The organism is Pseudomonas koreensis, from assembly GCF_012986595.1.
Lineage (GTDB): Bacteria > Pseudomonadota > Gammaproteobacteria > Pseudomonadales > Pseudomonadaceae > Aquipseudomonas > Aquipseudomonas koreensis.
This window is the reverse complement of the sequence record NZ_JAAQYM010000004.1, coordinates 1-20,872: the sequence shown is the minus strand read 5'-3', so window position 1 is coordinate 20,872 and position 20,872 is coordinate 1. Positions and strand designations below refer to the sequence as shown.

The window sequence follows — 20,872 nt, the reverse complement described above, 5'->3', positions numbered from 1 at the left end:
TGATCCTGATCTTCAAAATCAAAAGATCGCAGCCTTCGGCAGCTCCTACGAGGGGTTATGTGTTGGGTCAGAAGGAGTCGCCGGGCACGCGCACGTAGCCTTCCATCAGCACCCGTGCACTGCGGCTCATGATGGCTTTTTTCACCACCCACTCACCGTTTTCCAGACTGGCCTCGGCGCCGACGCGCAGGGTCCCGGACGGATGACCGAAGCGCACGGCATTGCGCTCGACACCACCCGCCGCAAGGTTGACCAAGGTCCCGGAAATCGCCGCCGCCGTGCCGATCGCCACCGCTGCCGTGCCCATCATCGCGTGGTGCAATTTGCCCATCGACAGCGCACGCACCAGCAGGTCGACGTCACCGGCGGCAATCGCCTTGCCGCTGGACGCAACGTAATCCGCAGGCTTGGCCACGAACGCGACTTTCGGTGTGTGCTGCCGCTTGGCCGCTTCATCCAGATGGCTGATCAGGCCCATGCGCAGCGCACCGTAGGCGCGGATGGTTTCGAACATCTGCAGCGCTTTCGGATCGCTGTTGATCGCGCTTTGCAGCTCGGTGCCGGTGTAGCCGATGTCTTCGGCGTTGACGAAAATCGTCGGGATCCCGGCATTGATCATGGTCGCCTGGAACGTGCCGACACCCGGCACCTCAAGCTGATCGATCAGCTTGCCGGTGGGGAACATCGAGCCACCGCCGCCCTCTTCTTCCGCCGCCGGGTCCATGAATTCGACTTGCACTTCGGCCGCCGGAAAGGTCACGCCGTCGAGTTCGAAGTCACCGGTTTCCTGCACCTCACCGTTGGTGATGGGGACGTGGGCGATGATGGTCTTGCCGATGTTGGCTTGCCACACGCGCACCACCGCCACACCGTTGTGCGGAATGCGGCTGGCATCGACCAGACCGTTGCTGATGGCGAACGAGCCGACCGCCGCCGAGAGGTTGCCGCAGTTGCCGCTCCAGTCCACGAACGGCTTGTCGATCGACACCTGACCGAACAGGTAATCGACGTCGTGATCGGCCTTGATGCTTTTCGACAGGATCACGGTTTTGCTGGTGCTCGAGGTGGCGCCGCCCATGCCGTCGATCTGCTTGTCGTACGGGTCGGGGCTGCCGATCACCCGCAGCAGCAAGGCATCGCGGGCGGGGCCGGGAACCTGCGCGGCTTCGGGCAGATCCTTGAGGCTGAAGAACACGCCTTTGCTGGTGCCGCCGCGCATGTAGGTGGCGGGGATCTTTATTTGTGGTGCGTGAGCCATGATGCTCCTTACCGAAGGCATGGGGCTTGAAACTCCATGCCCACATCAGTTGATTTAAACGGCCACCGCCGACTCTTCGAGGAAGTCCTGGGCAAAGCGCTGCAACACGCCACCAGCCTCGTAGATCGACACTTCTTCAGCGGTATCCAGACGGCAGGTCACCGGCACTTCAACGCGCTCGCCATTCTTGCGATGGATCACCAGCGTCAGGTCGGCGCGCGGTGTGCGGGCGCCGATCACGTCGTAGGTCTCGCTGCCGTCGATGGCCAGGGTGTGACGGTCGGTGCCCGGTTTGAACTCCAGCGGCAACACGCCCATGCCCACCAGGTTGGTGCGGTGGATGCGCTCGAAACCTTCGGCGACGATCGCTTCGACACCCGCCAGACGCACGCCCTTGGCCGCCCAGTCGCGGGACGAACCCTGACCGTAGTCGGCGCCGGCGATGATGATCAGCGGCTGCTTGCGCTCCATGTAGGTTTCGATGGCTTCCCACATGCGCATCACCTTGCCTTCCGGCTCAACGCGGGCCAGCGAGCCTTGCTTGACCTTGCCGTTTTCCTGAACCATTTCGTTGAACAGTTTCGGGTTGGCGAAGGTTGCACGCTGCGCGGTCAAGTGGTCGCCACGGTGGGTCGCGTAGGAGTTGAAGTCCTCTTCCGGCAGGCCCATTTTCGCCAGGTATTCGCCGGCGGCGCTGTCGAGCATGATCGCGTTGGAGGGCGACAGGTGATCGGTGGTGATGTTGTCCGGCAGTACCGCCAGCGGGCGCATGCCCTTGAGCGGACGAGCGCCGGCCAGCGCGCCTTCCCAGTACGGCGGACGGCGGATGTAGGTGCTCATCTCGCGCCAGTCGTACAGCGGCGTGACTTTCGGGCCGGTGTCTTCATGGATGGCGAACATCGGAATGTAGACCTGACGGAACTGCTCCGGCTTGACCGACGACTTCACCACGGCGTCGATTTCTTCGTCGCTCGGCCAGATGTCTTTCAGGCGGATTTCCTTGCCGTCGACCACACCCAGCACATCTTTTTCGATGTCGAAACGGATGGTGCCGGCGATGGCGTACGCGACCACCAGCGGCGGCGAAGCGAGGAACGCCTGCTTGGCGTACGGGTGAATCCGGCCGTCGAAGTTGCGGTTACCGGAGAGCACGGCGGTGGCATACAGATCGCGGTCGATGATCTCTTGCTGGATCACCGGATCGAGTGCCCCGGACATGCCGTTGCAGGTGGTGCAGGCGAACGCGACGACGCCGAAACCGAGTTGTTCCAGTTCAGTGGTGAGCCCGGCTTCATCGAGGTACAGCGCAACGGTTTTCGAGCCCGGCGCCAGCGAGGATTTCACCCACGGTTTGCGGGTCAGGCCGAGTTTGTTGGCATTGCGCGCCAACAGGCCGGCGGCGATCACGTTGCGCGGGTTGCTGGTGTTGGTGCAACTGGTGATGGCCGCGATGATCACCGCGCCGTCGGGCATTTGCCCCGGCACGTCATCCCACTGTCCGGAGATGCCTTTGGCGGCCAGGTCTGACACCGCTACGCGAGCGTGCGGGTTGCTCGGGCCGGCCATGTTGCGCACCACCGACGACAAGTCGAACGTCAGGCCGCGCTCGTATTGCGCGCCTTTCAGGCTGTCGGCCCACAGACCGTTGAGCCTGGCGTACTGCTCGACGAGCTGCACTTGCTGGTCTTCGCGACCGGTGAGTTTCAGGTAGTCGATGGTCTGCTGGTCGATGTAGAACATCGCCGCCGTGGCGCCGTATTCCGGGGCCATGTTGGAGATGGTCGCGCGGTCGCCGAGGGTCAGCGCCGAGGCGCCTTCACCGAAGAACTCCAGCCAGGCACCGACGACTTTCTGTTTGCGCAGGTATTCGGTCAGCGCCAGCACCATGTCGGTGGCGGTGATGCCCGGTTGCAGCTTGCCGGTCAGTTCGACGCCGACGCTTTCCGGCAGGCGCATCCACGAGGCGCGGCCGAGCATCACGCTCTCGGCTTCGAGGCCGCCAACGCCGATGGCGATCACCCCCAGCGCATCGACGTGCGGGGTGTGGCTGTCGGTGCCGACGCAGGTGTCGGGGAATGCCACGCCGTCACGCACCTGGATCACCGGGGACATTTTCTCCAGGTTGATCTGGTGCATGATGCCGTTGCCCGGCGGGATCACATCAACGTTTTTGAAGGCTTTTTTGGTCCAGTTGATGAAGTGGAAACGGTCTTCGTTGCGACGGTCTTCGATGGCACGGTTCTTCTCGAACGCCTGCTTGTCGAAACCGCCCGCCTCCACCGCCAGCGAGTGATCGACGATCAGTTGCGTCGGCACCACCGGGTTGACCTGCGCCGGGTCGCCGCCCTGCAAGGCAATCGCATCACGCAGGCCGGCGAGGTCGACCAGTGCGGTCTGGCCGAGAATATCGTGGCACACCACGCGCGCCGGGAACCACGGGAAGTCGAGGTCGCGTTTGCGCTCGATCAGTTGTTTCAGCGAATCGGTGAGCGTGGCCGGGTCGCAGCGACGCACGAGGTTTTCCGCCAGCACGCGGGAGGTGTACGGCAGGGTGTCGTAGCTGCCGGGCTGAATCGCCTCGACCGCCGCACGGACGTCGAAGTAATCCAGGGAACTGCCGGGCAGGTTTTTGCGGAATGCTGTGTTCATCGGGTCAGGACTCGGGTCACGGTAGTTTCAAAGGGTGGGGGCTGACACCAACCCTGAACCGACCCCGATCCCCTGTAGGAGCTGCCGAAGGCTGCGATCCTTTGATCTTGCTTCTAAAACTCAAAATCAAAAGATCGCAGCCTTCGGCAGCTCCTACAGGGTTTTCGGTGTGGCTCAAGGTCGGGGTCAGGTCACCATTCAGCGACGTTCGATTGGCACGAACTTGCGCTGTTCAACGCCGATGTACTCGGCGCTCGGACGGATGATGCGGTTGTTGGCGCGCTGTTCGAACACGTGCGCGGCCCAACCGGTCAGGCGCGAGCAGACAAAGATCGGCGTGAACAGCTTGGTCGGGATGCCCATGAAGTGGTACGCCGAGGCATGGTAGAAGTCGGCGTTGGGGAACAGTTTCTTCTGCTCCCACATGGTCTTGTCGATGGCTTCGGAGACCGCGAACAACACCTTGTCCCCGACTTCGTCAGCGAGTTTTTTCGACCAGCCCTTGATCACCTCGTTGCGCGGATCGCTGTCCTTATAGATCGCGTGGCCGAAGCCCATGATCTTGTCCTTGCGCTCAAGCATGCCGAGGGTGCCCTCGATCGCCTCTTCCGGCGACGAGAAGCGCTCGATCATTTCCATCGCCGCTTCGTTGGCACCGCCGTGCAGCGGGCCACGCAGCGAACCGATGGCCGCCGTGACGCAGGAATACAGGTCGGACAGGGTCGACGCGCAAACGCGAGCGGTGAAGGTCGAGGCATTGAATTCGTGCTCGGCGTAGAGGATCAGCGAGACGTTCATCACTTTGACATGCAGTTCGCTCGGCTTCTTGTCGTGCAGCAGGTGCAGGAAGTGGCCGCCGATGCTCGGCTCGTCGCTGACGCAGTTGATGCGTTTGCCGTCGTGGCTGAAGCGATACCAGTAGCACATGATCGCCGGGAACGCGGCCAGCAGGCGGTCGGTCTTGTCGCGCTGTTCGGAGAAGTCTTTCTCCGGCTCAAGGTTGCCGAGGAACGAGCAACCGGTGCGCATCACGTCCATCGGGTGCGCATCGGCAGGGATGCGTTCGAGCACTTCTTTCAGCGCTTGCGGCAAATCGCGCAGCTTGCTCAGCTTTTGCTGGTAGGCGTCGAGTTGCGCCTGGGTCGGCAACTCACCGTACAACAGCAGGTAAGCGACTTCTTCGAACTGCGCGTCTGCCGCCAGTTCACGCACGTCGTAGCCGCGATAGGTCAGCCCGGCACCGGCCTGGCCCACGGTGGACAGTGCGGTTTGCCCGGCAACCTGGCCCCGGAGCCCGGCGCCACTGAGTACTTTTGCTTCGGCCATTGCTGTCTCCAATCTTGAATTTGTTAGGGAATCTGCAATTACGGTGTTGTTGGCAAAAGATCGCAGCCTTCGGCAGCTCCTGCATCGACCGCGTTCCTGTAGGAGCTGCCGAAGGCTGCGATCTTTTGATCTTCATTTTTTAGCGGCAAACAACGCATCGAGCTTCTGCTCGAAGGTGTGGTAATCGATGCGGTCGTAAAGCTCCATGCGCGTCTGCATGGTGTCGATGACGTTCTGTTGCGTGCCGTCGCGGCGGATCGCGGTGTAAACGTTTTCCGCAGCCTTGTTCATCGCGCGGAACGCCGACAGCGGGTATAGCACCAGCGACACGTCGGCGCCGGCCAGTTGCTCGGTGGTGTACAGCGGCGTCGAGCCGAACTCGGTGATGTTGGCCAGAATCGGCGCTTTCACGCGGTTGGCGAACAGCTTGTACATCTCCAGCTCGGTGATGGCTTCCGGGAAGATCATGTCGGCGCCGGCCTCGATGCACGCGGCGGCGCGATCCAGGGCCGATTCCAGACCTTCGACGGCCAGGGCATCGGTGCGCGCCATGATCACGAAGCTGTCATCGGTGCGGGCATCGACGGCGGCTTTGATGCGGTCGACCATTTCCTGCTGGCTGACGATTTCCTTGTTCGGACGGTGGCCGCAACGCTTGGCGCCCACCTGGTCCTCGATGTGGATCGCCGCCGCGCCGAACTTGATCATCGACTTCACGGTGCGCGCCACGTTGAACGCCGACGAACCGAAACCGGTGTCCACGTCCACCAGCAGCGGCAGGTCGCAGACGTCGGTGATGCGGCGCACGTCGGTCAGCACGTCATCCAGGCCGGTGATGCCCAGGTCCGGCACACCGAGCGAACCTGCGGCCACCCCGCCACCGGACAGGTAGATCGCCTTGAAACCGGCACGCTTGGCCAACAGCGCGTGGTTGGCGTTGATCGCGCCGACCACCTGCAATGGATGCTCGCTGGCGACCGCATCGCGGAAACGCTGGCCTGGAGTGTTCTGCTTGGAACTCATGACTCACCTCGTTCAGTGGCTGTCTTATTGTCGGCGCCGTCCTGGTAATGACGGGCGATGTTGCGTTTCGAGGCGCCGATGTGGCGGCGCATCAACAATTCCGCGAGTTCACCGTCACGGTCGGCGATGGCGTCGAGAATCCGGTGGTGTTCGGCGAAGGCCTGGCGCGGCCGGTTCGGCGTGGTGGAAAACTGGATGCGGTACATGCGCACCAGTTGATAGAGCTCGCCGCAGAGCATCTGGGTCAGGGTGCGGTTGCCGCTGCCCTGGATGATCCGGTAGTGAAAGTCGAAATCGCCTTCCTGCTGGTAATAGCCGACGCCGGCCTGAAACGCCGCGTCGCGCTCATGGGTTTCCAGCACCCGGCGCAGTTCGTCGATTTCTTCGACGCTCATGCGTTCGGCCGCCAGACGGCAGGCCATGCCTTCGAGGGATTCGCGGATTTCGTAGAGTTCGAGCAATTCGGCATGGCTGAGCGATACCACCCGCGCGCCGACATGCGGTACGCGCACCAGCAGACGCTGGCCTTCGAGCCGATGAATGGCTTCGCGCAGCGGCCCGCGACTGATGCCGTAGGTGCGCGCCAGTTCCGGCTCGGAGATCTTGCTGCCCGGGGCGATCTCGCCTTTGACGATGGCCGCCTGGATGCGCCGGAAGACGTTTTCCGAGAGTGTTTCGGAATCGTCGCCGCTGATGACCGGGGGATCGAGTTGATCCAGCATATTGTCGACACCTTTAAATCCAATGCGGCAAAACCTAGCCAATTAGACCGCATCAGTCAAAGGGTAAATGGGTATTGTCGACAATCGTCTAATAACCGCAGGCAATCTTCCATTGGTCGATTAATCCCTGTGGGAGCGAGCCTGCTCGCGAAGGCGGTGCGTCATCCCAAGCAGATGCTGACTGACACTACGCTTTCGCGAGCAGGCTCGCTCCCACAGGAATCCCCAAGGGTTATAGACCCGCCCAAGCGCTGGCGCCATAAACCCACCGTGCTAGAATGCCGCCCGCATTTGCTGGCCTTTTGTACGGCTTGTCATAAAAAGCTGATAGGCACACGAAGGGGATTGCGCAGTCATTGCCAGGAACCTGAACCGAGAACGGAACGCTGCGCAACAGGATTTATGAGACTCAAGCCCTTCCCCACATTTTTTGCTCTGTTTTGCCTGCCCGGCCTGGCTGCCGCGGGGGAAAAAACCGTGTACGGCCTCAACGAATATGCATCGCTTGATGGCATCAATCTGGAAGTCGCGGCCAAACTCGACACCGGCGCCAAAACCGCCTCGCTGAGTGCCCGCGACATCAAACGCTTCAAACGCAATGGCGAGTCGTGGGTGCGCTTCTATCTGGCGATCGACGCCGCGCACTCGCACCCGATCGAGCGCCCGCTGGCCCGGGTCAGCAAGATCAAGCGCCGCGCCGGCGACTACGACCCGGAAGAAGGCAAGAAGTACACGGCCCGGCCGGTGATCGAGCTGGACATCTGCATGGGTTCGGCGCTGCGCAGCATCGAAGTGAACCTGACCGACCGTAGTGCGTTCCAATATCCGCTTTTGATCGGCTCCGAAGCCCTGAAACGCTTCGACGCGCTGGTCGACCCCAGTCTTAAATACGCTGCCGGCAAACCCGCCTGCACCATCGCCGCTCATACCGCCGAGTAATTTCCATGCGTTCTCTAACCTTCCACCTGAAAATCCTGATCACCATTCTGGTGCTCCTGGGCGTTTCGGTTACGGCCTATCAGATTTTCGTGCTCGGCATCCCGGTGACCGAGGACGCCACCGACGACCTGTGGAATATCGACGCCAAGGTCGAGTTCGTCGCCAGCACCAAGGATCCGGTGAAGATCCAGATGTTCGTGCCGCCCCTGAGCCGCGACTACGTCAGCCTCAACGAAAGCTTCATCTCCAATAACTACGGCGTTGCCGTGAACCGCGTCGACGGCAACCGCAAGGTCACCTGGTCGGCGCGCCGGGCCAAGGGCAACCAGACCCTTTATTACCGTCTGGTGCTGACCAAACGCTACACCGCAGAAAAATCCAAGATCAAAGGCCCGACCTTCCGCGACAGCATCGCCATTGAAGGCCCGGAAAAAATCGCCGCCGAAGCCCTGCTCGCGCCGATCCGCCAGCACTCGGCCGACGTCGAAACCTTCATCGGCGAGGCGATCAAACGCGTCAACAACGCCAACGACGACAACGTCAAACTGCTGCTGGCCGGCGACCCGTCGACGCCGCACAAGGCGAAGATCGTCGAACTGCTGCTGTCCATCGCCCACGTGCCGGTGGAAAAAGTCCACACCATCCGTCTCGTCGCCGATCAACCGCAAACCCCGGAACTGTGGCTGCGCAGCTTCAACGGCAACGACTGGCTGTACTTCAACCCGGAAACCGGTGAGCAAGGTCTGCCGACCGACCGCCTGCTGTGGTGGACCGGCGATGAAAACCTGATCACCGTCGACGGCGCGAAGAAAGCCAACGTGACCTTCAGCCTGAACAACAGCGAGATGAACGCGATTCGTCTGGCCAAGCTGACCGACGAAAACACCGACGCCAACTTCCTTGAATACTCGCTGTACGGCCTGCCGCTGCAGACCCAGCAGACCTTCATGATCATGGTGATGATCCCGATCGGCGTGCTGGTGATCCTGATCCTGCGCAACCTGATCGGCCTGCAGACCCTCGGCACGTTCACCCCGGTACTGATCGCCCTGGCCTTCCGCGAAACGCAGTTGGGCTTCGGCATCCTGCTGTTTACCGTGATCACCGCGCTGGGTCTGTCATTACGCTCGTACCTGGAACACCTGAAGCTGCAAATGCTGCCGCGCCTCTCGGTGGTGCTGACCTTCGTGGTGGTGCTGATTGCGGCGATCAGCCTGTTCAGCCACAAGCTCGGTCTGGAGCGCGGCCTGTCGGTGGCGCTGTTCCCGATGGTGATTCTGACCATGACCATCGAACGCCTGTCGATCACCTGGGAAGAACGCGGTGCCAGCCATGCCATGAAAGTGGCGATCGGCACGCTGTTCGCCGCCTCGCTGGCGCACCTGATCATGACCGTGCCGGAGCTGGTGTACTTCGTGTTCACCTTCCCGGCGATCCTGCTGATTCTGGTCGGCTTCATGCTGGCGATGGGTCGCTATCGCGGCTACCGCCTGACCGAACTGGTGCGTTTCAAGGCTTTCCTGAAGAAGGCTGACGCCTGATGTTCGGTTTCTGGAAGACCTGGAAGGCTCTGGAGGCGCGGGGCATCATGGGCATCAATCGGCGTAACGCCGACTACGTGCTCAAGTACAACAAGCGCAGCCTGTACCCGATCGTCGATGACAAGATCATCACCAAGGAACGCGCGATCGCCGCCGGCATTCATGTGCCGGAGCTGTATGGCGTGATTTCCACGGAGAAGGAAATCGACAAGCTCGACGCGATCATCGGCGGGCGCAACGATTTCGTGATCAAACCGGCCCAGGGTGCCGGCGGTGACGGCATCATCGTCATCGCCGACCGCTTCGAAGGCCGCTATCGCACGGTGTCGGGCAAGATCCTCGCCCACGAGGAGCTGGAACACCATATCTCGAGCATCCTCACCGGCCTGTATTCGCTGGGCGGCCACCGCGACCGCGCGCTGATCGAATACCGGGTGACCCCGGACCAGATCTTCAAGAGCATCAGTTACGAAGGCGTGCCGGACATCCGCATCATCGTGCTGATGGGTTACCCGGTGATGGCCATGCTGCGCCTGCCAACCCGCCAGTCCGGCGGCAAGGCCAACCTGCACCAGGGCGCGATTGGCGTCGGTGTCGACCTCGCCACCGGCCTGACCCTGCGCGGCACCTGGCTGAACAACATCATCAACAAACACCCCGACACCACCAACGCGGTGGACGGCGTGCAACTGCCCTACTGGGACGGTTTCATGAAACTCGCCGCTGGCTGTTATGAGCTGTGCGGGCTGGGTTACATCGGTGTGGACATGGTGCTGGATCAGGAGAAAGGCCCGCTGATTCTGGAACTGAATGCGCGACCGGGGCTGAATATCCAGATTGCCAACGATTGCGGGCTGACGTTGCGTACCCATGCCGTTGAAGCGCGGCTGGAAGAGTTGAAGGCGCGTGGCGTGACTGAGTCGGTTGAAGAGCGGGTGGCGTTTACTCAGGAAATGTTTGGGCATATTCCAGCCGTCGAAGGCTGATTTAGCACCGAGGCGCGGTCATCGCGAGCAGGCTCACTCCTACAGGGGAACGCATTCCAAATTGTAGGAGTGAGCCTGCTCGCGATAGCGGACTTACCGCCACCACAAGACTCAACCCTGCCCCCAATCTGCTCATCCCCGACATCCCCTCTAGGAGCAACTCCCGCAGAGGACTACAATCCCCACCCCGCCTCAATGGCCGATCTGCCCCGCCCATGTTGACCTGTTCCGTACACCCGCTGCCCTACCGCGCCAACCCCGCCGACTATTTCGCGGCCATTCGCCATGCGCCCGGCGCCGTGCTGCTCGACAGCGGCCGGCCGAGTGCCGATCGTGGTCGTTATGACCTGCTCAGTGCCTGGCCGCTGGAACAACTGGCGGTGTTGCCCGACGAAAGCGGCAGCGTTTTCCTGCAGCGCCTGCGCGACAATCTGACCCGTCTGGGCGAAGCGCAGCTGCCTGCGGACTATCAACTGCCCTTCGCCGGCGGCCTGATCGGCTATCTGAGTTACGACTTCGGCCGGCATCTGGAACACCTGCCGAGCCAGGCCCACGACGATCTGCAACTGCCCGACGCACGCTTCGGCCTGTACGACTGGGCACTGATCAGCGATCACCAGGCGGCCACCAGCCAACTGGTGTTTCACCCGTCACTGGCCGAGAGCGAGCAGCAACGGCTGATCGCCCTGTTCAGCCAACCAGCCACAGCGACACTGACGCCGTTCAAGCTGAACACGCCAATGACCGCCGACCTGTCGGCCGATGATTATCGCCAGGCGCTGGAACGCATTCATCAATACATCCAGGCCGGTGACTGCTATCAGGTCAACTTCGCCCAACGGTTCCGCGCGCCGTGTCAGGGCGATCCATGGCTGGCCTATTGCGCGTTGCGCGAGGCCTGCCCGACACCGTTTTCCGGTTTCCAGAGCCTGCCCGACGGCGGCGCGGTGTTGAGTCTGTCACCGGAGCGTTTCGTCAGAGTCAGCGAGCGCCAGGTGGAAACCCGCCCGATCAAAGGCACCCGCCCGCGTGGCCTGACGCCCGCCGAAGACGCCGCCAACGCCGCCGAACTGCTGGCCAGCCCCAAGGATCGCGCCGAGAACCTGATGATCGTCGACCTGCTGCGCAACGACCTCGGCCGCACCTGCCGCATCGGCTCGGTGCGGGTGCCGGAGTTGTTCAGCCTGGAAAGCTATCCCAACGTGCATCACTTGGTCAGCAGCGTGACCGGTGAACTGGCGCAGGAGCGCGACGCCCTCGACCTGATCGCCGGCAGTTTCCCCGGCGGTTCGATCACCGGCGCGCCGAAGATCCGTGCCATGCAAATCATCGACGAACTGGAGCCGACGCGGCGCGGTTTGTATTGCGGGTCGTTGTTGTATCTGGACGTGCGCGGCGAGATGGACAGCTCCATCGCAATTCGCAGTCTGCTGGTCAAGGATGGGCAGGTGTGTTGCTGGGGCGGTGGCGGGATTGTGGCCGATTCGGACTGGCAGGCGGAGTATCAGGAGTCGATCACCAAAGTGAAGGTTCTACTGGAAACCCTGCAGAACCTCTAGACCACAACAATCCCTTGTAGGAGCTGCCGAAGGCTGCGATCTTTTGATCTTGTTTTTTTCAGATCAAGATCAAAAGATCGCAGCCTGCGGCAGCTCCTACAGGGATCGGGTTTACAGGCTCAGGTCGCGGTTCGAAGCCTTGATGAATTCCTGCTTCAACTCGGCAAACGTATGCACCGCCGGAAACTGCGGGAATTCACGAATCACATTCTCCGGCGCGTGGAACAGAATCCCCGCATCCGCCTCGCCCAGCATGCTGGTGTCGTTATACGAATCCCCCGCCGCAATCACCCGGTAATACAGGCTCTTGAACGACAGGACCGACTGGCGCTTGGGATCTTTCTGACGCAATTGATAGCCGGTCACCCGCTCGCTGTCGTCAGTGATCAGCCGATGGCACAGCAAGGTAGGGAAGCCCAGTTGCCGCATCAGCGGCTGGGAAAACTCGTAGAAGGTGTCCGAGAGAATCACCACCTGGAAGCGCTCGCGCAGCCAGTCGACGAACTCCACCGCGCCGTCCAGCGGCTTGAGGGTCGCGATCACTTCCTGAATGTCCGAGAGCTTCAGGCCGTGCTCGTCGAGGATGCGCAGGCGCTGCTGCATCAGCACGTCGTAATCGGGAATGTCCCGGGTGGTGGCCTTGAGGGATTCGATTCCGGTTTTTTCGGCGAAGGCGATCCAGATTTCCGGTACCAGTACCCCTTCAAGATCCAGGCAAGCAATTTCCACAAGACACTCCCGTTTGTATTGATTATTGAGTCGAGCGAGCCCGAACTCTAGCGACTCCCCCGCCACGGCGCAACGCAGCGGGCACCCCGTACCCCGCTGCTTTTTGTTAACATCGCCGCCATATAGAGCGCCCAGCGCCACCGACCTGTAGGAAGCCGCCCTGATGAGCCCAACGTTCGATGTCGTGGAACTCGCCACGACCTATGCCAATAAATCCGCTCAGGACATCCTGAAACTCGCGTTTGCCGAGTTCGGTGATGAGCTGTGGATCTCTTTCAGTGGCGCCGAGGATGTGGTGCTGGTGGACATGGCCTGGAAGCTGAACAAGAACGTCAAGGTGTTCAGCCTCGACACCGGCCGCCTGCACCCGGAGACCTATCGCTTCATCGATCAGGTGCGCGAGCACTACAAGATCGATATCGAACTGGTGTCGCCGGACTACACGAAACTCGAACCGTTCGTGAAGGAAAAAGGCCTGTTCAGCTTCTACAAGAACGGCCATGGCGAATGCTGCGGCATCCGCAAGATCGAACCGCTGCGGCGCAAACTGTCCGGGGTCAAAGCATGGGCCACCGGCCAGCGTCGTGACCAGAGCCCGGGCACCCGCAGCGCCGTGGCGGTGCTGGAAATCGACACCGCGTTCTCCACCCCGGAGCGCACCCTGTACAAGTTCAACCCGCTGGCACAGATGACCAGCGAAGAGATCTGGGGCTACATCCGCATGCTCGAGCTGCCGTACAACAGCCTGCATGAACGCGGCTTCATCAGCATCGGTTGCGAACCGTGCACCCGCCCGGTCCTGCCGAACCAGCACGAGCGCGAAGGCCGCTGGTGGTGGGAAGAAGCGACGCAGAAAGAATGCGGGTTGCATGCGGGGAATATCATCAGCAAGGCATAAATCTCAGCCCCAATGATGTCCCCCCTGTAGGAGTGAGCCTCGCGATAGCGGTTTATCAGCCAAGAAAATCCTGGACTGATACACCGCTATCGCGAGCAGGCTCACTCCTACAGTGTTTTGTGAAACCTCCAGAATGTGTACACACGAATGTCACCATCGGTGCCATTTATGTGTGCACTTTTTCTTTTCACGCCCTGAAAAGTTACATCCCTCCTGAACGCCCGTCCGTTTTGCCACCTCCGAAAAATCCCCCGCAAAAAATAAATACCTGTTCAATCGGTCAATTTATAACCAACCATTTTCAACCACTTAGCGCTCCTCGATAACTTTTCGAAATGAGGATGGCTGCGCATAGAACGGTAACTGGCACAGATCTGGCTTTGGTGCATGCATGTTTTGTATACAAAACTGCAAAACATGACCAAACACTTTCGATCCGCAAGCCTGAAGCGCCCTATCCCGTACAGGCTGCAGATGCCCCGTAACCAGTGATGTCTGCTGGCCGCGACGAAGATTTGTCGAGCCCCGGGCTCATGCACAGTCATCGCGGCCCGCCCATCAGGAGCCTGCCGGAATGCGTACAAGTCTCTCCAACAACATCGCGCTGAATCTGCCCGCCTCTGCCCTCGACCAGCCATTGCCCGCCGATGGCCTGGCCGAACCGTTACAACTGAGCCCCCGTTTGCACAACAGCGACCTGGCACCGACCCGGGCCGAAGGTCGGCGCTGGGGCAAATACAGCATCTTCGCCCTGTGGACCAACGATGTGCACAACATCGCCAACTACTCGTTCGCCATCGGCTTGTATGCGTTAGGCCTGGGAGGCTGGCAGATTCTGCTGTCACTGGGGATCGGCGCGGCGCTGGTGTACTTCTTCATGAACCTGTCCGGCTACATGGGGCAAAAAACCGGGGTGCCGTTTCCGGTGATCAGCCGGATCAGTTTCGGGATCCACGGGGCGCAGATTCCAGCGTTGATCCGGGCGGTGATCGCCATCGCCTGGTTCGGCATTCAGACGTACCTGGCGTCGGTGGTGTTTCGCGTGCTGTTGACAGCGATTCACCCCGGCTTCGCCGACTACGACCACAACTCGATCCTCGGCCTGTCGTCTCTGGGCTGGGTGTGTTTCGTGGCGATCTGGTTCGTGCAACTGGCGATCCTCGCCTACGGCATGGAGATGGTCCGCCGTTACGAAGCCTTTGCCGGGCCGGTGATTCTGCTGACCGTCGCCGCCCTCGCCGCGTGGATGTACACCCAGGCCAACGCGACCATTGCCTGGTCGATCCGCGAACCGCTGACCGGGGGCGAAATGTGGCGCAACATCTTTGCCGGCGGCGCCCTGTGGCTGGCGATCTACGGCACGCTGATTCTCAACTTCTGCGATTTCGCCCGTTCTTCGCCGTGCCGTAAAACCATCAAGGTCGGCAATTTCTGGGGCCTGCCGGTGAACATTCTGGTGTTCGCCGCCATCACCGTCCTGTTGTGCGGCGCGCAATTTCAGATCAACGGGCGGATCATCGAAAGCCCGACCGAAATCATTGCGTCGATTCCCAACACGTTCTTTCTGGTCCTCGGCTGTCTGGCGTTCCTGATCGTCACCGTGGCGGTGAACATCATGGCCAACTTCGTCGCGCCGGCGTTCGTGCTCAGCAACCTGGCACCGAAATACCTGACGTTCCGCCGCGCCGGGCTGATCAGCGCAACCATCGCCGTGCTGATCCTGCCGTGGAACCTCTACAACAGTCCGCTGGTGATCGTGTATTTCCTCTCCGGCCTCGGCGCCCTGCTCGGCCCGCTGTACGGGGTGATCATGGTCGACTACTGGCTGATCCGCAGAGGCCGGATCAACGTCCCGCAGTTGTACAGCGAAGATCCCAACGGCGCTTATTACTACAGCCGCGGGGTGAATTTCCGCGCCGTGGCGGCGTTCATTCCTGCAGCGCTGATCGCCATCGTCCTGGCGCTGGTGCCAGGTTTCCACAGCATCTCGCCATTCTCGTGGCTGGTGGGCGCCGGCATTGCCGCGATGCTTTACCTGATCATCGCCCGGCGTCAGTCGCACTACGCCGACGTCAGCGGCGAATCCATCGCCGTCGACAACGTCAGCCATTAACTTCCTCGCGGCCCGCGCTTCGGGCCGCTGAACTGCCCGCAATAAGGACTTCCCATGCGTATTCTTGTGGTCAACGTCAACACCACCGAATCCATCACCCAGGCCATCGCCCGCTCGGCGCAGGCCGTCGCTTCCCCCGGCACGGAAATCGTCGGTCTGACGCCGTTTTTTGGCGCCGACTCGGTGGAAGGCAATTTCGAAAGTTATCTGGCAGCCATCGCCGTGATGGACCGGGTGATGTCCTACGAGCAACCGTTCGACGCGGTGATTCAGGCCGGCTATGGCGAGCACGGCCGCGAAGGTTTGCAGGAGCTGCTCAACGTGCCGGTGGTGGACATCACCGACGCGGCGGCGAGCACCGCGATGTTTCTCGGCCACGCCTATTCGGTGGTGACCACGCTGGACCGCACCGTGCCGCTGATCGAGGATCGGCTGAAACTCTCGGGCCTGTGGGATCGCTGTGCCTCGGTGCGGGCCAGCGGTCTGGCGGTGCTGGAACTGGAACACGAGCCGCAACGTGCGCTGGAAGCCATCGTGCATCAGGCGGAACTGGCGGTGACGCAGGACAAGGCCGAGGTGATTTGCCTCGGCTGCGGCGGCATGGCCGGGCTGGATGAACAGATTCGCCGACGCACCGGGGTGCCGGTGGTGGACGGGGTGACGGCGGCGGTGACCATTGCCGAATCGCTGGTGCGGCTGGGGTTGTCGACGTCCAAGGTGCGCACGTATGCGACGCCACGGCCGAAACAGATCATTGGTTGGGCGGAGCGGTTTGCCCGGTAGACCGCGTTATCGTTTATCGCGGGCAAGCCACGCTCCCACAGGTTATGAGTTTCTCGCACATTTTGTGTGCGACGCGAGACCTGTGGGAGCGTGGCTTGCCCGCGATGGCCGCGCCTGGGTCCCTAGCCTAAATCAGATAGCACTGAACCGCTGAGCCAACCCTTGCTGCGCGAACTGTTCAATCACAAAATCGACAAACGCCCGCGTCTTGCCCGGCAGCAATTTGTGCTCGGCGTAGTAGATCGAAATGTTGCCGTCATCGATGTACCAGTCCGGCAGCACGCGTTGCAATGTGCCCGCTTCAAGGTAACCCACGGCAAACGGCATGCTGACCAGCGCGATCCCCAGCCCCTGCGCGGCCGTCGCGCAGGCGGCTTCGGAGTCGCTCATGGTCATTCGCGTCCTGAGAGTCAGTGGCCGGCAGAGTTGACCACCACCTCTGATCAACTGCCAGGAGCGTACTCGACCGGTTTGCGGCGAACGAATCAGAATGCCATCGTGGTGTTGCAGTTCATCCGGCTCGGCGATCGCCGCGTGCTTTTGCAGATAGTCAGCAGACGCCACCAAGACTCGATGCGCGGGCGCCAATTTGCGGGCGACGACGCCTTGGGGCAGTTCAAATCCGCCACCAATCGCCGCATCGAAACCCTGGCCAATCAAATCGACCTGCCGGTTATCGAAATGCCAGTCAGGGTTGATCGCCGGGAATCGACGTAAAAACTCTTCCAGCAACGGCACGATATACAACCGCCCGAACACCGTACCCATGCTGACTTTCAAGGTGCCCGCCGGCAGCCCCTGGACGCTGGACAGATTGGCCACGGCATTCTGAATCGTCGTCAGGCTGCCACTGACCTGACTCAAGAACAGCTGACCGGCCTCGGTCAGGGTCAAGCTGCGTGTACTACGCTGGAACAGCCGTACACCGAGCCGCACTTCAAGCTTCGCCACGCTCTTGCCGACGGCGGCGGGGGTCAGGCTCAAGCGCCGGGCGGCTTCGGCAAAGCTGCCGACCTCGGCACTGCGCACGAAGCATTCGATACTGCTGAAGGTTTCCATGGTCGCCACTATAAACTTTTGGTTTACACAGACTATAGCAATCATGGGCTACACGGTTGTCGATGTCAGGCCGATACTCGGCTCCAACACCAAGGCACCCCGCCTTCAACTTACTGGAGATCGAACATGACCACTCAACACCTCAGCGGTAAAGTCGCACTGATTCAAGGCGGTTCCCGTGGCATCGGCGCCGCCATCGTCAAACGTCTGGCTGCCGAAGGCGCCGCTGTCGCCTTCACCTACGTCAGCTCCACCGCCAAGGCCGAAGAACTGCAAAACAGCATCACCGCCAACGGCGGCAAAGCCCTGGCGATCAAGGCCGACAGCGCCGATGAAACAGCCATCCGCAACGCCGTCAGCGCCACCGTTGAAGCCTTTGGCCGCCTCGATATTCTGGTGAACAACGCCGGGGTACTGGCGATTGCGCCACTGGAAGACTTCAAACTGGAAGACTTCGACCAGACCCTGGCGATCAACGTGCGCAGCGTATTCATTGCCTCTCAGGAAGCCGCCAAACACATGGGCGAAGGCTCGCGCATCGTCAACATCGGCAGCACCAACGCCGACCGCATGCCCTTCGGCGGTGGCGGTGTGTACGCGATGAGCAAATCGGCGCTGGTCGGCCTGACCAAAGGCCTGGCCCGCGACCTCGGCCCACGCGGCATCACCATCAACAACGTGCAGCCCGGCCCGGTCGACACCGACATGAACCCGGCCGATGGCGATTTCGCCGAAAGCCTGATCCCGCTGATGGCAGTCGGTCGTTACGGCACTGCCGACGAAATCGCCGGTTTCGTCGCCTACCTGGTCGGCCCTGAGGCCGGTTACATCACCGGTGCCAGCCTGACCATCGACGGCGGCTTCGGCGCCTGATTGCGCTGAATCCCCGGCACAAAAAAACGCCGCACCTCGGTTCAGAGGGCGGCGTTTTTTCATGGGTGTTTATTGGGTGATCAGGCCCATTCCAGCGCCGGCAGCCCGCAGGCACTCGGGGTGAACGCCTTGAGCGTGCGCAGAATCCCGTCGGCATGAGCATATTTTTCATCGGCCATGGCCGCGTCGGGAATCGCAATGGCGGTCATCCCCGCCGCTTTCGCGGCGGTGACGCCAAACGGTGAATCCTCGAACACCAGACAATCTTCAGGCGCGACCCCCAGACGCCGGGCGGCGGTGAGAAAAATGTCCGGCGCAGGCTTTGCAGCACCGACTTCCGGATCGTCTGCGGTGACGATGAAATCGAACAGGGCAAACCAGTCGCGGTGCAGGGTGGTTTTCTGGCCGAACGACTGGCGCGATGAACTGGTGCCCACGGCAATCGGAATGTTGTGCGCCTTGAGATGGCGAATCAGCTCCTCAGCGCCTGGCATCGCCTGCGCCTTGGGGAAGCGCTCGCGCATCAGCGGCTCGCGGATCACCAGGAACTCTTCGGCGCTGATCGGCAGGTCCAGCGCCTGCACCACGTAGTTGGCCAGGTCATTGGCGCCACGTCCGATGATGTTCTGTTTAACGCTCCAATCGAAGGTCCGCCCGTAACGCTCGGCAATGAGCGACGTGACCTCGGTGTAGATGCCTTCGGTGTCCAGCAACAAACCGTCCATGTCGAAAATCACGGCCTTGATCGGGCCAAACGCCTTCATCGGTGCATTCATCATCGGATCCGTTATCAAAAACATCCCGGGCGGCACAGTCGATGCCGCTGCTCGGATCTGATTAATGGGTTCAGCAGCATAGCGAGGCCAATGGACATTCAGCAACGACCAATGTCCGCGAGGCGTTGAATGGCACGCTGATATTTAGCGAAATGCCCTACAGCTAATGCCTACTTGCCCGACTTCTTTCCTGGGTGATCCCCCGCAAAGTCCGCGCACCTCTTTCATGTGCGCGAGTGCCTGCGAATGTTCCAAACCGATCGGCTTCTGGCCCTGAACAACAGCATCGGCCTGCTGGTGGTTGCCGCCCTGAACCCGGATCACCCGGACTTCGAAACACTGATCCGCGAGTTCCGCCTGAGCCTGAACCACTACGAGGCCTGGGCCCAGCAGTTCTGGACCGGGACGGCGCTGGATGTCGAACAGGTGTTCAAGGTCGGCAACGACCTGCAGCTCAGCGCGCCCGCCAAATCCCGCCAGCCGATTCAGACATCGGTGGTCATGTGTCCCGCGAGCGGTCCGTTGACTCTGGTGCACATGTTCGAAGCGGCGCGCTTCGTACCGATCGGCAATACCCCGGTGGTGCTGGAACCGGTGATCGCCGATGTCGACGGGGTTCTGAGCTTTGGTGCACCGCTGCGCCACACCATCGGCCCGAGCGGCATTCTGGAAGTCAGCGACTGCGACCGGGGCCAGCGTTATCGCATCACCTTCTTTCCCGATGTTTCCACCGATCATGTCAAAGCGCTTTATGCCTCCTACGAGGGGATCCTCGACGGGCTGGAAGGCTGGCTGCGCGACGAGTGGGCCGGCTTTCAGCCGCTATGGACGGCGTTTTCCAGCGCCGGTTTCGGCGATCGTTACCGCCAGTTGCAACAGGCCGACTGGCGCGGGTTCGAGAAGGCGTTAAACGCCATCTGGGACGACGTTAAACAGCTGTTCGCCCTGCTCGCCGACCTGCAGGCCAACAGTGAAAAACTGTTGCAGTACCTGACCGAGGTTGAACTGCAAGCGCTGCTCAATGCCTCCACTGAGGCCATCGCCAATGGCCTGCTGATACTCAGTGACGAGCCGTTGCTGTTTATTCATCTGGCGGCGTTCACCAGTTGGCTGAAGATGCTGCCGCCGCAATACCTGGCGGAGGTGGTGGCCGAGGTTCGGGTCGAATTGTTGACCAGCTTTCTGCTGATGCGGGTCGCCGGTGGCGTTGGCGTACCCGTGAAATTGAGCAGCAAGGTGCTGAGCAAGATCAAGTCGCCTCGGGCGCGGCAATGGCTGGCAGCAGCGGCCTTGCGCCTGAGCGAACTGCCCTCCACTGCCGACCTGAACCAACACGCGAGCGCGTTGAAGCCGTTGACGTTCAATGCGCGCGACGTGCCGCTGAAGCCGACGCCGGCGGTCCCGCTGAATATTCGCCAGGCGGATTCAGTGGTGTTGACGGTACCGAATCCGGCGCCCATGGCGCGGGACAAGTCCCGTGGCACGACCCGGATGGAGCGGCACGAACCTCGCGACGACTCCCCCGATCAAGCGAAAAACCCCAACGGCGCCAGCGCCGATTGCGCGCCACTGACCTGCACCAACGGCTGCCCGGTGTCGATGGTCACCGGCGAAGAACTGCTGACCCTCAGCGATGGC

The 20,872-nt window shown here is 61.4% G+C and carries 16 protein-coding genes and 1 pseudogene; 9 read left to right on the top strand and 8 right to left on the bottom strand.

Annotated features, from left to right (window positions below; translation table 11 throughout):
* Positions 1–67: 67 nt before the first annotated feature.
* The 5 genes from prpF to HBN98_RS13245 all read right to left on the bottom strand — a co-directional run bounded on the left by prpF (position 68) and on the right by HBN98_RS13245 (position 6,975).
* Positions 68–1,258, bottom strand: coding sequence for a 2-methylaconitate cis-trans isomerase PrpF (gene prpF, locus HBN98_RS13265; RefSeq protein WP_083366500.1), 1,191 nt, complete (start codon positions 1,256–1,258; stop codon positions 68–70).
* 54 nt (positions 1,259–1,312) lie between these two features.
* Entirely contained in the window at positions 1,313–3,907 is a 2,595-nt protein-coding gene (acnD, locus tag HBN98_RS13260) for a Fe/S-dependent 2-methylisocitrate dehydratase AcnD (RefSeq protein ID WP_064586748.1), read from the bottom strand.
* Positions 3,908–4,105: 198 nt separating this feature from the next.
* Positions 4,106–5,233, bottom strand: coding sequence for a bifunctional 2-methylcitrate synthase/citrate synthase (gene prpC / locus HBN98_RS13255; protein WP_083366501.1), 1,128 nt, complete (start codon positions 5,231–5,233; stop codon positions 4,106–4,108).
* A 132-nt stretch (positions 5,234–5,365) separates the two neighbouring features.
* Positions 5,366–6,256, bottom strand: a complete 891-nt coding sequence (prpB, locus tag HBN98_RS13250; RefSeq protein WP_083366502.1) for a methylisocitrate lyase — start codon at positions 6,254–6,256, stop codon at positions 5,366–5,368.
* Positions 6,253–6,975: a GntR family transcriptional regulator gene (locus HBN98_RS13245; RefSeq protein WP_169432611.1), complete on the bottom strand. Its 723-nt coding sequence runs from the start codon at positions 6,973–6,975 to the stop codon at positions 6,253–6,255. Before HBN98_RS13245 ends, prpB begins: the two co-directional genes overlap by 4 nt.
* A 405-nt stretch (positions 6,976–7,380) precedes the next feature.
* Between HBN98_RS13245 and rloA the strand changes: the two genes are divergently transcribed.
* From rloA to pabB, 4 genes are all read left to right on the top strand, one after another.
* Entirely contained in the window at positions 7,381–7,917 is a 537-nt protein-coding gene (rloA, locus tag HBN98_RS13240; RefSeq protein ID WP_007916436.1) for a retropepsin-like aspartic peptidase RloA, read from the top strand.
* 5 nt (positions 7,918–7,922) lie between these two features.
* A complete protein-coding gene (gene rloB, locus HBN98_RS13235) occupies positions 7,923–9,458 on the top strand; it encodes an osmotic stress tolerance membrane protein RloB (protein ID WP_064586745.1) in 1,536 nt (511 codons plus the stop codon).
* On the top strand, positions 9,458–10,444 hold the full coding sequence (locus HBN98_RS13230) for an alpha-L-glutamate ligase-like protein (protein WP_064586744.1): 987 nt from the start codon (positions 9,458–9,460) through the stop codon (positions 10,442–10,444). The genes rloB and HBN98_RS13230 overlap by 1 nt, the downstream gene beginning before the upstream one ends.
* A gap of 215 nt (positions 10,445–10,659) precedes the next feature.
* Entirely contained in the window at positions 10,660–12,003 is a 1,344-nt protein-coding gene (pabB, locus tag HBN98_RS13225; protein ID WP_083366503.1) for an aminodeoxychorismate synthase component I, read from the top strand.
* Between the two features lie 111 nt (positions 12,004–12,114).
* On the opposite strand, the gene thrH is transcribed toward pabB, so the two are convergent.
* Entirely contained in the window at positions 12,115–12,732 is a 618-nt protein-coding gene (gene thrH, locus HBN98_RS13220; RefSeq protein ID WP_083366504.1) for a bifunctional phosphoserine phosphatase/homoserine phosphotransferase ThrH, read from the bottom strand.
* A 163-nt stretch (positions 12,733–12,895) separates the two neighbouring features.
* Between thrH and HBN98_RS13215 the strand changes: the two genes are divergently transcribed.
* The 3 genes from HBN98_RS13215 (at position 12,896) to HBN98_RS13205 (ending at position 16,526) form a co-directional block, all read left to right on the top strand.
* Positions 12,896–13,630 (top strand): phosphoadenylyl-sulfate reductase, encoded by a 735-nt coding sequence (locus tag HBN98_RS13215; RefSeq protein ID WP_083366505.1) that lies wholly within the window; start codon positions 12,896–12,898, stop codon positions 13,628–13,630.
* A 574-nt stretch (positions 13,631–14,204) separates the two neighbouring features.
* Positions 14,205–15,743 carry an NCS1 family nucleobase:cation symporter-1 gene (locus HBN98_RS13210; protein ID WP_083366506.1) on the top strand — a complete coding sequence of 513 codons (1,539 nt, stop codon included), beginning with the start codon at positions 14,205–14,207 and terminating at the stop codon, positions 15,741–15,743.
* Between the two features lie 54 nt (positions 15,744–15,797).
* Entirely contained in the window at positions 15,798–16,526 is a 729-nt protein-coding gene (locus tag HBN98_RS13205; RefSeq protein WP_064586740.1) for an aspartate/glutamate racemase family protein, read from the top strand.
* Positions 16,527–16,658: 132 nt separating this feature from the next.
* Here HBN98_RS13205 and HBN98_RS13200 read toward each other — a convergent pair whose 3' ends face one another.
* Entirely contained in the window at positions 16,659–17,585 is a 927-nt protein-coding gene (locus tag HBN98_RS13200; protein WP_083366507.1) for a LysR family transcriptional regulator, read from the bottom strand.
* A gap of 126 nt (positions 17,586–17,711) precedes the next feature.
* On the opposite strand from HBN98_RS13200, the gene HBN98_RS13195 reads away from it, so the two are divergent.
* Positions 17,712–18,458 (top strand): 3-oxoacyl-ACP reductase family protein, encoded by a 747-nt coding sequence (locus tag HBN98_RS13195; RefSeq protein WP_083366508.1) that lies wholly within the window; start codon positions 17,712–17,714, stop codon positions 18,456–18,458.
* Between the two features lie 80 nt (positions 18,459–18,538).
* On the opposite strand, the gene HBN98_RS13190 is transcribed toward HBN98_RS13195, so the two are convergent.
* Entirely contained in the window at positions 18,539–19,234 is a 696-nt protein-coding gene (locus tag HBN98_RS13190) for an HAD-IA family hydrolase (protein ID WP_064586737.1), read from the bottom strand.
* 246 nt (positions 19,235–19,480) lie between these two features.
* Here HBN98_RS13190 and HBN98_RS13185 point away from each other — a divergent pair.
* Positions 19,481–20,872, top strand: a pseudogene (locus HBN98_RS13185) (type IV secretion protein Rhs); the annotation flags it as partial.

Bases quoted from the DNA above. Each gene is read 5' to 3' on its own strand.
- prpF (WP_083366500.1), bottom strand. From the start codon at position 1,258: ATGGCTCACGCACCACAAATAAAGATCCCCGCCACCTACATGCGCGGC.
- acnD (WP_064586748.1), bottom strand. From the start codon at position 3,907: ATGAACACAGCATTCCGCAAAAACCTGCCCGGCAGTTCCCTGGATTAC.
- prpC (WP_083366501.1), bottom strand. From the start codon at position 5,233: ATGGCCGAAGCAAAAGTACTCAGTGGCGCCGGGCTCCGGGGCCAGGTT.
- prpB (WP_083366502.1), bottom strand. From the start codon at position 6,256: ATGAGTTCCAAGCAGAACACTCCAGGCCAGCGTTTCCGCGATGCGGTC.
- rloA (WP_007916436.1), top strand. From the start codon at position 7,381: ATGAGACTCAAGCCCTTCCCCACATTTTTTGCTCTGTTTTGCCTGCCC.
- rloB (WP_064586745.1), top strand. From the start codon at position 7,923: ATGCGTTCTCTAACCTTCCACCTGAAAATCCTGATCACCATTCTGGTG.
- HBN98_RS13230 (WP_064586744.1), top strand. From the start codon at position 9,458: ATGTTCGGTTTCTGGAAGACCTGGAAGGCTCTGGAGGCGCGGGGCATC.
- pabB (WP_083366503.1), top strand. From the start codon at position 10,660: ATGTTGACCTGTTCCGTACACCCGCTGCCCTACCGCGCCAACCCCGCC.
- HBN98_RS13215 (WP_083366505.1), top strand. From the start codon at position 12,896: ATGAGCCCAACGTTCGATGTCGTGGAACTCGCCACGACCTATGCCAAT.
- HBN98_RS13210 (WP_083366506.1), top strand. From the start codon at position 14,205: ATGCGTACAAGTCTCTCCAACAACATCGCGCTGAATCTGCCCGCCTCT.
- HBN98_RS13205 (WP_064586740.1), top strand. From the start codon at position 15,798: ATGCGTATTCTTGTGGTCAACGTCAACACCACCGAATCCATCACCCAG.
- HBN98_RS13200 (WP_083366507.1), bottom strand. From the start codon at position 17,585: ATGGAAACCTTCAGCAGTATCGAATGCTTCGTGCGCAGTGCCGAGGTC.
- HBN98_RS13195 (WP_083366508.1), top strand. From the start codon at position 17,712: ATGACCACTCAACACCTCAGCGGTAAAGTCGCACTGATTCAAGGCGGT.
- HBN98_RS13190 (WP_064586737.1), bottom strand. From the start codon at position 19,234: ATGAATGCACCGATGAAGGCGTTTGGCCCGATCAAGGCCGTGATTTTC.